We start from the raw sequence: 13,604 nt of genomic DNA, 5'->3' as shown, positions 1-13,604 counted from the left end.
GAACGATTCTTTGTCACTGGTGGACACAGAGGATGTAGTGTAGAATTGCTTGTAGTGTAAAACTCTGGAGACAAAGAAAAAAAGGGTACTAAAGTCTTTTCATGAAACTTGTTCAAAGACATAAATAGTTTGTTTTAGCTCACCCTTTTTCTTTAGCGTTCTCTATTCAAATCTGTCAGCACGGTTACTGCGGCATAATTAAGAGCATAAGAACCCTATTTTCATATTCATACGCATTAAATAACGTTAACACACCTGAAACTCAGCGTCAATGTTTTTTACCCGTGAAAATAAAGTATCCTTTCGACCTGACCGGGTTCTCCACTTCAAAGCCCAGTTCCTCTAATTTTTTCTTCGTTGAAGGAGCCCCCTGCTTTTTTTGAATAACAAGCGTCAGCTCCCCTCCGCTTTTCAACACCCGCCAAGCTTCTTCGTAAAGTTTAAACACGACATCTTTGCCCGCACGGATCGGCGGATTCGTAATGACTGCTGCAAACGATTCCTCTGCCTCTGATTCCAACAGATCCTGTTCATAAATTTTCACGTTGCGCAGTTTGTTTCTTTCGGCATTCTCTCTGCTGAGGGCAATTGAACGCTCGTTTATATCCACCATGTGGATCGTTCGTTCCGGAAATGCGGCTGCTGCCGTGAGCCCCATCGGTCCCCATCCGCAGCCGACATCGATAATCGCCCCGGAAACGTCCGGCTCCTTCAGGTTTTCAATCAGCATTTTCGAACCAAAGTCGACCCCCCGCTTTGAAAACACACCCTCATCGACCGTATAAACGAGTTCGATTCCACGGATTTCTTCCTTTATCGTAGACCGCTGACTCTTTTTCACCGGTTTTTTTGTGTAGTAATGTTCCGTCATCTTTATTCCTCCTGTCTTCATGTAAACATGGTCCGTCCGCTTTTTTCTGCAGACTGCCCTGCAGTAATTGTACCCGTTTTCCATAGCTTCTTATTCATCTTCAGTTTTTATCAGAACCCGGCCGCATTGATAGCAAGGAAAAAGTCCAAAATGAATGGTCCAGACCGGTTCATCCTGTCCGAAGAGAGGGACATGCTATTTGGGATATAACGGCGTGATGGTAATGATGAATTCGGGTGCTGAAACGATGAATTACTGCCGATATGGCTCCCTTATTACCGGTTAACCCCTCCCATTTGAGAGTAAACGTCCCTATTGAGAGTAAATTTCCGTGAATCGTCTGTTAATCCCCGTTAATGTTAAGTAAACTGCCGCTATTGAGAGTAACTGCAAACGGTCTCGCAGATCCACAACAAATCCTCCGCAAAAATCACTATCCTTCTTTATTTTAACGGTGAATGATGAATTCGGGCGCTGAATCGATGAATTTCTGCCGATATGGCTCCCTTATTACCGGTTAACCCCTCCCATTTGAGAGTAAACGGTCGTTGTTGAGAGTAAACGCAGCCGGCCCATTTTCAAAGGTGCCGGCTCATGCATCCAGCAGAAAGATTCCGCCGGGATGCGGCAGGAAGCTCATCAGCCAGCTCCCGGAACAGAAATTAAAATACTTTTCATCTTTCATAGAAAAAAGGCCCGCTTTGGAGTAAATCCAATGCGGGCCCTCTCTGAACGAGATTTATTACTTAACCTCGATTTTAGCTCCTGCTTCTTCGAGCTTAGCTTTGATTTCGTCAGCTTCTTCTTTTTCAGCGCCTTCTTTAACTGGTGATGGAGCACCATCAACAAGGGCTTTTGCTTCTTTAAGTCCAAGACCAGTGATTTCACGAACAATCTTGATAACGCCGATCTTAGAAGATCCTGCACTCTCAAGGATAACGTCAAATTCAGTCTGCTCTTCTTCTGCTGCCGCACCTGCGCCCGCTACTGCTACCGGCGCTGCTGCTGTAACACCAAATTCTTCTTCAATTGCTTTTACAAGGTCGTTAAGTTCAAGTACAGACATTTCCTTAACTGCATCAATAATCTCTTGATTTTTCATGATTGTATTCCTCCTATATTAATTTAATTTTCGTTCAGCCTGCTTCGAGGCTTAAAAAGTTACGCGCTCTCTTCTTCTTCTTTCTGGTCCGCGACTGCTTTCGTTGCAATAGCAAGTCCGCGTATTGGAGCTTGAAGAACGTTAGCAAGCATGGAGAGAAGGCCTTCGTAGGAAGGAAGCTCTGCAAGTGCTTTAACTTCATCAAGGGAGACTACCTCTCCTTCGATGATACCCGCTTTCAGCTCAAGCGCTTCGTGCTCTTTCGCAAAGTTGTTAAGAACTTTAGCCGGAGCTACTACGTCGTCATACCCGAAAGCAATTGCTGTCGGTCCAACGAGCTGCTCGTCGATACCAGTTAGATCAGTATCGGCCGTGGCACGGCGCACCATCGTATTCTTATAAACTTTAAAGTCAATTCCAGCGTCACGCAGCTGCTGGCGCAGTTCCGTAACTTCGGCTACGTCCAGTCCGCGGTAATCGACCACGATTGTTGACTTGCTTTCTTTCAGTTTCGTTGAGATTTCCTCAACGACCTGACGTTTTTGATTAATCACTTTGCTCATGTTGACACCTCCTATACGTTAAGTTGCTCATACCGATCGCTGTACATTTAAGGCCGAAAAAAATGCCTCCACATATGCAGACGTGGAGGCAGGCTGATGTATTCCCCGCAGCCAAAAAGCTGCAGGGAGCATTCGCTCGAAACCTCGGCAGGTCATTAAGCCTTACGGCTCCTGCTGTCTACGGTATGATCTATTTTATTCACAACTAACAGTATAACCCGCCCAATGGGCTGAGTCAACTACAGTTTAAATTCGTTTGTGCTTACTTTAACGCCAGGACCCATTGTAGCGGACACAGCAAGGTTACGAATGTAAGTACCTTTTGCTGCTGCCGGCTTCACTTTAGCAATTGTCTCCAGCATCGTACGGAAGTTTTCTTCAAGCTTAGCTGTTTCAAAGGAAGCTTTACCAAGCGGCACGTGAAGGTTACCTGTCTTGTCGACGCGGTATTCCACTTTACCTGCTTTGATTTCTTCAACAGCTTTTGTTACATCAAATGTAACGGTGCCTGTTTTCGGGTTAGGCATAAGGCCTCGCGGTCCAAGTACCCGTCCGAGCTTACCAACCTGAGCCATCATGTCCGGAGTTGCTACGACTACGTCGAAGTCCATCCATCCCTGACTCACTTTGTTAATAAGATCTTCTTCCCCTACAACGTCAGCTCCTGCTTCTTCTGCTTCCTTTGCTTTTTCGCCTTTAGCGAAAACGATAACGCTCTGGGTTTTACCAGTTCCGTGCGGCAGTACCACAGCTCCGCGGATCTGCTGATCTGCTTTCTTAGGATCAACGCCGAGACGAGCGGCAAGTTCAATCGTTTCGTCAAAGCCGGCAGTTGCTGTCTGCTTCACAAGATCTACTGCTTCTGTAACACCATATGACTTTTCTCGGTCAACAAGCTTCAATGCATCTTCGTACTTCTTGCTATACTTTTTAGCCATTGTCATTTCCTCCTCGTTGTGGTTGTAGCGGTTAAACCTCCCACTAATAAAGGTTGCGAACCCGAATGACTCAGGCAGGAACAGTGTCCTTTAATCGCAACCTCCTTGGCCCTTTGGGCGTTTTAGTCTTCGATAGTGATACCCATGCTTCGGGCTGTACCTTCTACCATACGCATAGCTGCTTCTACATCAGCTGCGTTCAGGTCCGGCATTTTTGTTTCAGCGATTTCACGTACTTTATCACGATTTACCGTCGCAACTTTTTTGTTGTGCGGCTCCCCTGAACCAGATTCGATTCCTGCAGCTTTCTTTAAAAGAACCGCTGCCGGCGGAGTCTTCGTAATGAATGTAAATGAACGATCTTCAAATACCGTAATTTCAACCGGGATAATAAGTCCAGCTCTTTCTTGAGTTTCAGCGTTGAATTCCTTACAGAATCCCATAATATTTATCCCCGCTTGACCAAGTGCTGGTCCAACCGGTGGCGCTGGGTTAGCTTTTCCAGCTGGAATTTGCAGTTTAACAACTTTAATGACCTTCTTTGCCACGCGACACACCTCCTTAAGTCCGTGATGTGGTATACCGAGCATTTCGCTCTCCCACTCATATAACCTGCTTTTCGCAGGAAAAACGTGAACATTATGTCCACGCTCCATAGCAACATTCAAATTTTATCACTTTCACCTGCGCTTGACAAGGTGTTTTCTGTGATCGTTTTAGATTTTTTCGACCTGGTTAAAATCAAGCTCTACCGGGGTCTCTCGTCCGAACATGTTAACGTGGACTTTCAACTTCTGCTTTTCAGCGAAAATATCTTCAATTGTTCCGATGAAATCAGCAAACGGCCCTTCTTTTACTTTCACCGCTTCTTTAATTTCAAAATCAACTTCCTGCTTCGGTGCTTCTACACCCATCTGCTTGAGGATCTGTTCCGCCTCTTCCGGCAGAAGTGCAGTCGGTTTCGAGCCCGCACCGGAGGATCCTACGAAGCCGGTCACTCCCGGCGTATTGCGGACCACGTACCAGGAATCGTCCGTCATTACCATTTCGACAATGACGTAACCCGGGAAAATCTTTTTTGTAACCTGCTTTGTCTTACCGTTCTTGACTTCGGTCTCTTCTTCAACAGGGACGAGAACACGAAAGATTTTGTCGATCATGTCCATCGATTCAACGCGTTTTTCGAGATTTGTTTTTACTTTGTTTTCATATCCGGAATACGTGTGTACTACATACCAGTTTTTATCCATAAATTATCAGGGCGACCCTGTCTTTCCCTCCTCGATTAGTGGCGCATTGTAGCAATCCCGCCGCTTTATTTAATTCGTGATCAGCTGCAGCAATGACGAGATAACAAAGTCGGAGATAGCAAAGAAAATCGCAATAAATGTCACAGTCGCTACAACAACCCCTGTATACTTCCGCAGTTCCCTGCCGGTCGGCCATGTCACCCGCTTCATCTCAGCAGTTACTTCCTTAAGAAACTTCACCGGTTTTTTAACACCTTCCGCCATTTCAACACCTCCACTTCTATCACTTTGTTTCTGCATGTATCGTATGTGCTGCACATATTTTACAGTATTTTTTTATCTGAAGCCGTTCCTTGCTACTATTAGATGATTTGGTTGTCCAATAATTGCGGGTCTGACAACGTTCACAGGCGAGAGCGGTTTTCGCTTTCATACTTCCCACTCCTTATACGTACTTCTACATACTAACTGAACTTATCACAGGAAAAGCTTTTATGTCAATGGCCCGCAAGGCTCTGCCCAAAAGCCGGAAATAGAATGCTCTGACTAACTGCACGCTCTTCCTGCAATAAACAAAAGCGCTCCGGCTGCACGAAAGGCCCCGAAGCGCTGACTGTTTAAGTATCATTACGTAAATTTCACTTCTTTTAATTCCACGTAGCGTTCCAGCTTTCTCTTTACGCGCTGGAGCGCATTGTCGATTGATTTCACGTGGCGCTTTAAATCTTCCGACATCTCCTGATAGGAACGCCCATCCAGATACTGCATAAGTACTTCCCGCTCCAGCTCGCTGAGGAGCTCACCCATTTTCATCTCAATATCGTCGAACTCTTCCTGGTTGATAAGGAGCTGTTCCGGATTTGTCACCCCATGGCCGCTTATCACATCAAGAAGCGTGCGGTCCGATTCCTCATCGTAAATCGGCTTATCCAGGGAAATGTAGGAATTCAGCGGAATATGTTTCTGTCTGGTTGCCGTTTTTATTGCGGTGATAATCTGCCGGGTAATGCAGAGTTCGGCAAATGCACGAAAAGAAGATAATTTGTCCCCCTGAAAGTCGCGGATCGCTTTGTAAAGCCCGATCATTCCTTCCTGCACAATATCTTCATGATCAGCCCCGATTAAAAAGTAAGATCTTGATTTAGCACGCACGAAGTTTTTGTATTTGTTGATCAAATATTCCAGCGCCCCAGTGTCACCTTCACGAACATAGTTAACGATCGTTTCATCGTCTATGCCGCTGTACTTCTGATACATTCCCGTCTTCATGAGATTAACAGCCACCGCAATCCCTCCGACCTGTTCTTCCTTCTTTTTTTATAGAAAGAATGTACTCTGATTTTCAGGAACTCATCAAACAATATTCCTAATTGTGTTATCAGTATACTAGATAAAAAAGGAAATCGTCAACCTGTTACCGCTTTCCCCTGCGCCACTTTTCAAAAAGTTCTGCCATTTCTTCTGAAAGCTGCAGTGTTCCTTTCGTTTTGTCCCCTTTTGTTTTTTCCACTTCTCCTTCGATACTTTTTTCAATCTGTTCCATTTCTGTCCTCAGCTCGCGTGCCGACTTCCGGTAGGCGCCGCTCGCAAATATTACACGCTGCTCGAGGAAATCGGATGTAGCTACGTATATCTGGCGGTCCACACGCTTTCTTTCATTGACGAGCCTTTCAATGCATTCGTCAGCTGTTTCTTTTTCCTTCGTATAAATAATACCAAGTTCGTACTGCTGATACTTTTTACCGAGACCGGGAACCATGTGGGCATCAAATACAATTGTTACTTCTATTCCAGTATAGGCCTGATATTCCGCCATTTTTTCAATTAATACGTCCCGCGCACTTTCCAGGTTACGCTCCTGAAGCTCTTTTAGTTCCGCCCAGTCACCGATAATGTTGTACCCGTCTACGAACAGGAGGCGTTTCATCGTCTATCCCTCCCCGCGGGGAAAACGGCGGCGGTAAACTTCATACATCAGCAGACTCGCTGCAACAGAAGCATTTAAAGAGGTGACCCGGCCGAGCAGCGGAATACGTACAAGGAAATCGCATTTCTCCCGTACGAGACGGCTGAGACCTTTTCCTTCACTGCCAATCACGAGTCCGGTCGCCATATCAAAATCGACTTCCCGGTAATCCTGATCTCCTTCTGCATCGGTGCCCACAAACCAGAGACCGCGTTTTTTCAGCTCTTCCATCGTTTTAGCAATATTCGTAACACGCGCCACGGGAACATATTCAATCGCTCCGGCTGAAGCTTTCGCAACCGTTGAGGTGAGGCTTACAGAACGGCGTTTTGGAATAATTACGCCGTGGGCACCTGAAGCGTCGGCTGTCCGCAGGATTGACCCCAGGTTGTGCGGATCTTCGAGTTCATCGAGCAGTAAAAAGAATGGAGCTTCTCCTTTTTTGTCCGCTTTTGCAAACAGGTCATCCAGCTCGGAGTACTCAAAGGCCGCAATGTAGGCAAGCACTCCCTGATGGGACGCTCCTTCTGTAATCTGGTCCAGTTTCTGCTTCGGCACGTCCTGCACCTGAACTTTCTTCTCCCTGCACAGTTTAATAACCTGGGAAGCGGGTCCTTTCGCCGCCCCTTCCTGAATAAGCACTTTGTGCACGGTCCGGTCTCCTTTTAATGCTTCCATAACGGGATTCTTTCCCATAATATAATCCTGATAATCAGCCATGAGCTCCCTCCTTCCCTTCAATTATTTCAAAGGATCGTCCGACAATCTCATCCAGACGATCTTCTTCCCCGGTTAAATAAAGCAGGCCGATCATCGCTTCGAAAGCGGTGCTGTCCTGGTAAGTGGCCCGGTCCGTGTTTTTTGGTACCGTTCCGGATTTGGCGTTCCTGCCTCTTCGCACGACTGAGACCTCTTTTTCTGTCAGCCGTTCTTCCTCCTGCAGACAGCGGAGAATTTTCGACTGCGCTTTCGCTGATACATACCGCTTCGCTTCCCGGTGGAGTTTATTGGGGCGTACGCCGCCTTTTGCAAGGAGACGGAAGCGTACATACATTTCAAATACTCCGTCTCCCATATAAGCAAGTGCCAGCCCGTTCAGCTGCTCGGGTTCCTGGACCTGTTCATTCAGTTTCATTTCTGCTGCCCCCGCTTCCAGCGTGTTCCCTGGGGAGTGTCTTCCAGCAGAATATTTTTTTCCTTTAATTCATCGCGGATGTCGTCGGCCCGCTGAAAATTACGCTCTTTTCTTGCCTCAATCCTCTCTTCAATTAACGCTTCGACTTCCTCATCGAGCAGCTCTTCCTTAACAGCCAGCTGAATACCGAGGACAAAAGCCATATCATCCAGCTGCTTGATGAACGCTTTCAACACTTCTTTATTCGTCTGCTTTTCATTCAAGTAGACATTCGTCTGGCGCACGAGGTCGAAGATCGCTGCCACTGCGTTTGCGCTGTTAAAATCATCGTCCATATCTTCAATGAAACGCACCCGGTGTTCGTCGATCAGCTTAAGCCACGATTCTGATTTTTCTCCTAAATCAGCAGACTCTTCCAGGCGGAAATGAAGGTTGTCATAAGTCGTTTTTATCCGCTCCAGACTATTGCGGGCACTTGCCAGCTGTTCGTCGCTGAAATTGATCGGACTGCGGTAATGGGCGTTCACGATGAAAAAACGTACGACTTCCGGATCAAATTCCCGGATAATATCGTGTACGAGAATGAAGTTTCCGAGAGATTTCGACATTTTTTCGTTGTCGATGTTGATATAGCCGTTGTGAATCCAGTAGTTCGCCATCCGCTTTTCTGTGAGGGCTTCCGACTGGGCGATCTCGTTTTCATGGTGCGGAAAAGACAGGTCCTGTCCACCGGCATGGATATCAATCGTATCGCCGAGATATTTTTTCACCATGGCCGAACACTCAATGTGCCAGCCCGGCCGTCCTTCTCCCCATGGACTCTCCCAGGAAATTTCTCCCGGCTTTGCCGTTTTCCAGAGGACAAAATCAAGAGGATCCTCTTTTCGGTCACCCACTTCCACACGCGCTCCTGCCTGAAGATCATCGATGGACTGGTGGGAAAGCTTCCCATACCCGTCAAACTTTCTCGTCCGGAAATAAACATCGCCTGATGATTCGTAAGCGTAGCCTTTTTCAACAAGACGCTCAATAAAATCAATAATGTCCGGCATCGATTCGGTCACCCGCGGATGCAGGTCTGCTTTTTCGACACCGAGCGCTCCCGTATCCCGGTGATAAGCTTCAATAAACCGCTCCGCCACTTCCATCACATCTTCGTTCAGCTCTTCAGCAGCTTTAATAATTTTGTCATCCACATCGGTAAAGTTGGAAACGTATTCGACATCGTATCCGCGGTATTCCAAATAGCGGCGCACCATATCAAATACGACGGCAGGACGCGCATTACCGATATGAATATAGTTATAAACGGTCGGTCCGCAGACGTACATTTTCACTTTACCTTCCTCTATCGGTTGAAATGTTTCTTTCTGTCTCGTCAGTGTATTGTAAAGTTGAATCGTCATAAGCGCTGCTACACCTTTCCTTTCTCCGTTTCTTTCTGTTCCTGCTTCAGCTCTTTTAATTCCCGCTTCAGGCGGATCATATCATTTTCCAGCTGACGGAATTTATCCGCCACCGGGTCGGGCAGGTTAATGTGGTCCAGGTCATCTCCGATTTTCACGCCGTCCTGAACGACGATACGTCCGGGAATACCGACGACTGTCGAATTGGGAGGAACTTCTTTTAAGACCACGGAACCTGCGCCGATCCGTGAGTTTTTGCCGATGCGCATTGACCCTAGTACTTTTGCTCCGGAGGCGACCAGCACATGATCCTCCAGCGTCGGGTGTCTCTTGCCTTTTTCCTTCCCCGTACCGCCGAGCGTCACTCCCTGGAATATAGTGACACAGTCTCCAATTTCACACGTTTCTCCAATAACAACTCCCATGCCGTGGTCAATAAACAGACGCTGGCCGATCTCCGCTCCCGGATGGATCTCAATGCCTGTGAAAAACCGGCTTACCTGGGATAAAAACCGCCCGAGGAAAAAAAGACGTTTTTTCCATAGCCAATGTGCCATACGGTGGGACCATATCGCGTGTACTCCGGAATAAGTGAGCATTACTTCAATCCGGTTTCGCGCCGCCGGGTCCCGTTCCAGAACTACGTCCACATCGTTTTTCAACGTTTCAAACATTGGTCTGCCTCCTCTCAACTTCTCTTCATAAAAACAGAAAAAAAGCGTCTTTGTGCCTGAATGGCACAGAGACGCCTGACAGCGCGGTTCCACTCTGTTTGGATGCCTGAAGCACATCCCGCTCTTTCAATAAACCGAAGGATCCTGTCCGGGTGCATTTCGGCAGCTGCCTCCTGAGTCACTTCCAGCCTCGGTGACTCTCTCTGGGAAAGGGCCGCTGCGTACTTCTTCCGCTTCGGTGTTCTACTATTTGGCAAGCAGCTGATCAAGCCGCTTCACTACTACATCTTTTTCCAATAAAATAATCGTTTTCGGAAGGTCGGGACCGTGCATCTGGCCTGTTACAGCGACTCTGACCGGCATAAATAACTTTTTCCCTTTGTGTCCGGTTTCTTTCTGCACTGCCTTCAAAGTTTTTTTCACCTCGTCCGGCTCCCACGTATCAAGGGCTGCAAGTTTTTCGCGGAAAGATGCAAGCACTTCCGGCACCTGCTCTTCATCCAATATGGCCTGTGCATCCTCATTATAATCGATTTGTTCTTTAAAGAACAACTCTGTCAGCTCGACAATTTGTGCCCCGTAGCTCATTTTTTCCTGGTGAAGGACAATCAGGTCATACGCCCACTGTCTTTGCTTTTCATTCATATTCTCCGGCAGGCGTCCTGCCTTAACGAGATGCGGAAGCGCGAGCCACACGACCCGGTCTTCATCTGCTTCTTTCATATACTGATTGTTCATCCACTCAAGCTTCTGGGTATCAAATACTGCCGGAGCTTTTATGACCCGGTCGAGACGGAACTGCTCTGCCAGTTCATTCAGCGAGAGAATTTCCTGTTCTCCCCCCGGGGACCAGCCGAGCAGAGCAATAAAGTTGACGATCGCTTCCGGGAGATAGCCGAGTTCCCGGTACTGCTCCACGAATTGGATAATGGATTCATCGCGTTTACTCATTTTCTGCCGGTCCTCATTTAATATGAGGGAAGCGTGGCCGAACACCGGCACTTCAAACCCGAGCGCTTCGTAGATCAATACCTGGCGGGGCGTGTTGGAAAGGTGTTCTTCCCCGCGGATGACGTGGCTGATTTTCATAAGATGATCATCTATTGTAACCGCAAAGTTGTACGTCGGAATGCCATCCTGACGGACAATGACGAAATCACCGATCCCGTCGGATTCAAACGTGACGTCTCCGCGCACTTCGTCCTGAACGTGAATTTCCTGTCCTTTCGGAACGAGGAAACGGACAACCGGCTTCCGGCCTTCTGCTTCATAGGCTTTCTTCTCTTCTTCCGTCAAGTACCGGTCGCGGCCGCTGTACATTGGTGTTTCTCCGCGCGCCCGCTGTTCTTCACGCTCCTGCTCCAGTTCTTCTGTAGTCATATAGCAGTGATACGCTTTCCCTTCCTTTAGAAGCTGATCAACGTAGGTCTGGTACGTATCGAGACGGTCCATGCTTTTATACGGAGCATATGGCCCGCCCCGGTCCACACTTTCATCCCAGTCGAGGCCGAGCCATTTCAAGCTTTCCATCAACTTTTCTGTAGCTGTGTCCACATTGCGTGCCTGGTCCGTGTCTTCAATGCGGATGACAAACTTTCCTCCGTGGTGTCTTGCGAATAAGTAATTAAATAAAGCGGAGCGGGCGCCCCCTATATGCAGATGTCCCGTTGGACTCGGTGCAAATCGTACACGAATTTCGTTGCTCATAGCTATGACACCTTCCTAAAAGTTAGTTCTTTCCTTATCTTATCACTCGTTAAGCTGTCGCATAAGTCTTTTTTTCCGTTTGACTGTGTTAAGGTCTGTTGTTGATATATGTAGAAAACTCCGCTTCAACTCGGCAGGCTTGCCGTGGAGGAGATTTCCAGCTTCCTCAGGCTTACGCCCTGCGGGATCTTCCAATCTCCTTCTTCCACTGGCGTCCGCCGGTTTCCACTTCGTTTTTAAGGTTATACGAAAAGAAGTTCTGCCTTTCATTAACGAATCTTGTATTCAGTAAAACCTGTGACAGGGCAGAGACACCTGTGTAAAGGCAACAGATCCTCCCGGACGCGAGGAAAGTCGCATGCTTGCTCCACGGCAGGTGGACGAGCCACAGGCACCCTTAAATCAATACTTAAACAATAACAGAAACACTCATGCAAAAATGATGCACCATTTTGAGTGAAAATACCGTTATTTTATTTTCAAGCTATATAGGTTGAACAAATGAACTGGAAAAGCGTGTGCCTTCACCTGAATGCATAAGTGGCACAATATGTTTAAAAGCAGATAATCCAACGGCAGGCTGCATAGGACAATACAATAAAAAGGAAGTCTTTCTCCGACAGCTGAAGGAGGAATGGGGCGACTCCGAGGCGATTAAGGGCGAGCCGAAGATCCATTTCTTCCAACCTGCGGGCGGAAGAAATTAGCTGAGGCCGGCCCGCCCGGAAAGCGTCCCCATGGAAACGAAGGCTTCCGTTTACAAAAGAGGAAGCTAAGAATTAAATTCACTTTATATAGTTTGCAGATTAGTTTTTGGAGACGAGCAGAATCACGGCCTGGGAAGCAATGCCTTCTTCCCTTCCGGTAAATCCGAGCTTTTCAGTCGTCGTCGCTTTTACATTCACCTGGGAAATGTCCGCCTGCAGCAGTCCTGCAATCCGCTCTCTCATGGAAGCAATGTACGGGGCCATTTTCGGCTTCTGCGCCATGATCGTGCAGTCGAGATTTCCAAGCTTATATCCTTTTTGGTCCACTATTTCCCATACGTGGGAAAGCAGAGCAGCAGAATCCGCTCCTTCAAATTCCGGGTCCGTATCCGGGAAATGCTTCCCGATATCCCCTTCTCCGACAGCCCCCAGGGCAGCATCGGCGATCGTATGTAAAAGAACATCCGCATCGGAATGTCCGAGCAGACCTTTGTCGTGGGGAATCTCGATTCCTCCTACAATCAGCGGTCTGCCTTCAGCAAGCTGGTGCACATCAAATCCTTGTCCGATTCTCATTCTTTTCCTCCTTCGAGCCGGTGTTTGATGACCGCTTCCGCAAACATCATATCCTCCGGCGTTGTCACTTTGAAATTTTCGTAATTTCCTTCTACTATTGTAACCCGCCCGCCTATATATTCAACCAGGCTGGCGTCATCTGTCCCAATGTGATCTTCCTGCGCAGCCCGCGCATGAGCTTCAGCGATGACGCTGTAACGAAAAGCCTGCGGGGTCTGCGCCAGCCAGAGACGCGAGCGGTCCGTCGTTTTTGTAATTTCAATACCATCCACTTCTTTTACCGTATCCTTCACCGGGACGGCCAGAATCGCCCCGCCTTCCTCGAAAGCAGCCGCTGACAGCCGGTGGAGGTACTCCCTCATCACAAACGGACGCGCCGCATCGTGAATGAATACAATGTCGTCCGGGCCGCTTTGGGCGGCCGCTGAGAGGCCATTTGCGACGCTGTCCTGGCGTTCTTTCCCTCCCGAAACAAAGCGGACTTTTCCTTCCAGCTGAAAGCTGCGGATAAGGTCGTTAATCTCCTGCGTTTCCCGTTCATTGACTACAAGCAGGATCTCCTTACAAAGAGAATCCTCCTCAAACACACGCAGTGTGTGAATAAGGAGGGGAGTTCCTGCTATCATTAAAAACTGTTTATTGCGTCCGGCCTTCATTCTTTTTCCCTGGCCTGCCGCAAGCAAAATGACCTGATAACTATGCATACCCA

Annotated in this window: 17 protein-coding genes and 1 other annotated feature; all 17 genes read right to left on the bottom strand. The window is 47.8% G+C overall.

The window, feature by feature from the left end; all coding sequences use genetic code 11:
* Positions 1-268 precede the first annotated feature (268 nt).
* The 17 genes from FTX54_RS00620 to ispD all read right to left on the bottom strand — a co-directional run bounded on the left by FTX54_RS00620 (position 269) and on the right by ispD (position 13,599).
* Positions 269-955 (bottom strand): class I SAM-dependent methyltransferase, encoded by a 687-nt coding sequence (locus tag FTX54_RS00620; RefSeq protein WP_147804606.1) that lies wholly within the window; start codon positions 953-955, stop codon positions 269-271.
* A 658-nt stretch (positions 956-1,613) separates the two neighbouring features.
* Complete coding sequence (gene rplL, locus FTX54_RS00615) at positions 1,614-1,973, bottom strand: 50S ribosomal protein L7/L12 (protein ID WP_147804607.1); 360 nt, start codon at positions 1,971-1,973, stop codon at positions 1,614-1,616.
* Positions 1,974-2,032: 59 nt separating this feature from the next.
* Positions 2,033-2,536, bottom strand: a complete 504-nt coding sequence (gene rplJ, locus FTX54_RS00610) for a 50S ribosomal protein L10 (RefSeq protein ID WP_147804608.1) — start codon at positions 2,534-2,536, stop codon at positions 2,033-2,035.
* Positions 2,537-2,585: 49 nt separating this feature from the next.
* Positions 2,586-2,738 (bottom strand) — a sequence feature (ribosomal protein L10 leader region).
* 37 nt (positions 2,739-2,775) lie between these two features.
* Entirely contained in the window at positions 2,776-3,474 is a 699-nt protein-coding gene (rplA, locus tag FTX54_RS00605; RefSeq protein WP_147804609.1) for a 50S ribosomal protein L1, read from the bottom strand.
* A 122-nt stretch (positions 3,475-3,596) separates the two neighbouring features.
* The gene (gene rplK / locus FTX54_RS00600) at positions 3,597-4,022 is read right to left on the bottom strand and encodes a 50S ribosomal protein L11 (protein WP_147804610.1); all 426 of its coding nucleotides are present in this window, start codon (positions 4,020-4,022) and stop codon (positions 3,597-3,599) included.
* A gap of 168 nt (positions 4,023-4,190) precedes the next feature.
* Positions 4,191-4,724: a transcription termination/antitermination protein NusG gene (nusG, locus tag FTX54_RS00595; RefSeq protein ID WP_147804611.1), complete on the bottom strand. Its 534-nt coding sequence runs from the start codon at positions 4,722-4,724 to the stop codon at positions 4,191-4,193.
* A gap of 69 nt (positions 4,725-4,793) precedes the next feature.
* Complete coding sequence (secE, locus tag FTX54_RS00590; protein WP_147804612.1) at positions 4,794-4,988, bottom strand: preprotein translocase subunit SecE; 195 nt, start codon at positions 4,986-4,988, stop codon at positions 4,794-4,796.
* Between the two features lie 19 nt (positions 4,989-5,007).
* The gene (rpmG, locus tag FTX54_RS00585) at positions 5,008-5,157 is read right to left on the bottom strand and encodes a 50S ribosomal protein L33 (RefSeq protein ID WP_147804613.1); all 150 of its coding nucleotides are present in this window, start codon (positions 5,155-5,157) and stop codon (positions 5,008-5,010) included.
* Between the two features lie 194 nt (positions 5,158-5,351).
* Positions 5,352-5,981, bottom strand: a complete 630-nt coding sequence (gene sigH, locus FTX54_RS00580) for an RNA polymerase sporulation sigma factor SigH (protein ID WP_246125667.1) — start codon at positions 5,979-5,981, stop codon at positions 5,352-5,354.
* A 157-nt stretch (positions 5,982-6,138) separates the two neighbouring features.
* A complete protein-coding gene (locus FTX54_RS00575; protein ID WP_147804614.1) occupies positions 6,139-6,651 on the bottom strand; it encodes an NYN domain-containing protein in 513 nt (170 codons plus the stop codon).
* A 3-nt stretch (positions 6,652-6,654) separates the two neighbouring features.
* Complete coding sequence (gene rlmB, locus FTX54_RS00570; protein WP_147804615.1) at positions 6,655-7,410, bottom strand: 23S rRNA (guanosine(2251)-2'-O)-methyltransferase RlmB; 756 nt, start codon at positions 7,408-7,410, stop codon at positions 6,655-6,657.
* Positions 7,403-7,825, bottom strand: coding sequence for a Mini-ribonuclease 3 (locus tag FTX54_RS00565; RefSeq protein ID WP_147804616.1), 423 nt, complete (start codon positions 7,823-7,825; stop codon positions 7,403-7,405). The genes rlmB and FTX54_RS00565 overlap by 8 nt, the downstream gene beginning before the upstream one ends.
* On the bottom strand, positions 7,822-9,231 hold the full coding sequence (cysS, locus tag FTX54_RS00560; protein ID WP_147804617.1) for a cysteine--tRNA ligase: 1,410 nt from the start codon (positions 9,229-9,231) through the stop codon (positions 7,822-7,824). The genes FTX54_RS00565 and cysS overlap by 4 nt, the downstream gene beginning before the upstream one ends.
* Before the next feature lie 8 nt (positions 9,232-9,239).
* Entirely contained in the window at positions 9,240-9,905 is a 666-nt protein-coding gene (gene epsC, locus FTX54_RS00555; protein ID WP_147804618.1) for a serine O-acetyltransferase EpsC, read from the bottom strand.
* A 246-nt stretch (positions 9,906-10,151) separates the two neighbouring features.
* Entirely contained in the window at positions 10,152-11,612 is a 1,461-nt protein-coding gene (gene gltX / locus FTX54_RS00550) for a glutamate--tRNA ligase (protein ID WP_147804619.1), read from the bottom strand.
* Positions 11,613-12,418: 806 nt separating this feature from the next.
* The gene (gene ispF, locus FTX54_RS00545; RefSeq protein WP_147804620.1) at positions 12,419-12,895 is read right to left on the bottom strand and encodes a 2-C-methyl-D-erythritol 2,4-cyclodiphosphate synthase; all 477 of its coding nucleotides are present in this window, start codon (positions 12,893-12,895) and stop codon (positions 12,419-12,421) included.
* Positions 12,892-13,599 carry a 2-C-methyl-D-erythritol 4-phosphate cytidylyltransferase gene (gene ispD, locus FTX54_RS00540; RefSeq protein ID WP_147804621.1) on the bottom strand — a complete coding sequence of 236 codons (708 nt, stop codon included), beginning with the start codon at positions 13,597-13,599 and terminating at the stop codon, positions 12,892-12,894. Before ispD ends, ispF begins: the two co-directional genes overlap by 4 nt.
* Between the last annotated feature and the right edge of the window lie 5 nt (positions 13,600-13,604).

This window comes from Alkalicoccus halolimnae (assembly GCF_008014775.2).
In the GTDB taxonomy this organism is placed as follows: domain Bacteria; phylum Bacillota; class Bacilli; order Bacillales; family Salisediminibacteriaceae; genus Alkalicoccus; species Alkalicoccus halolimnae.
Note: the sequence above shows the minus strand (reverse complement) of the source record. Positions and strands in the feature narration are given on the sequence as shown.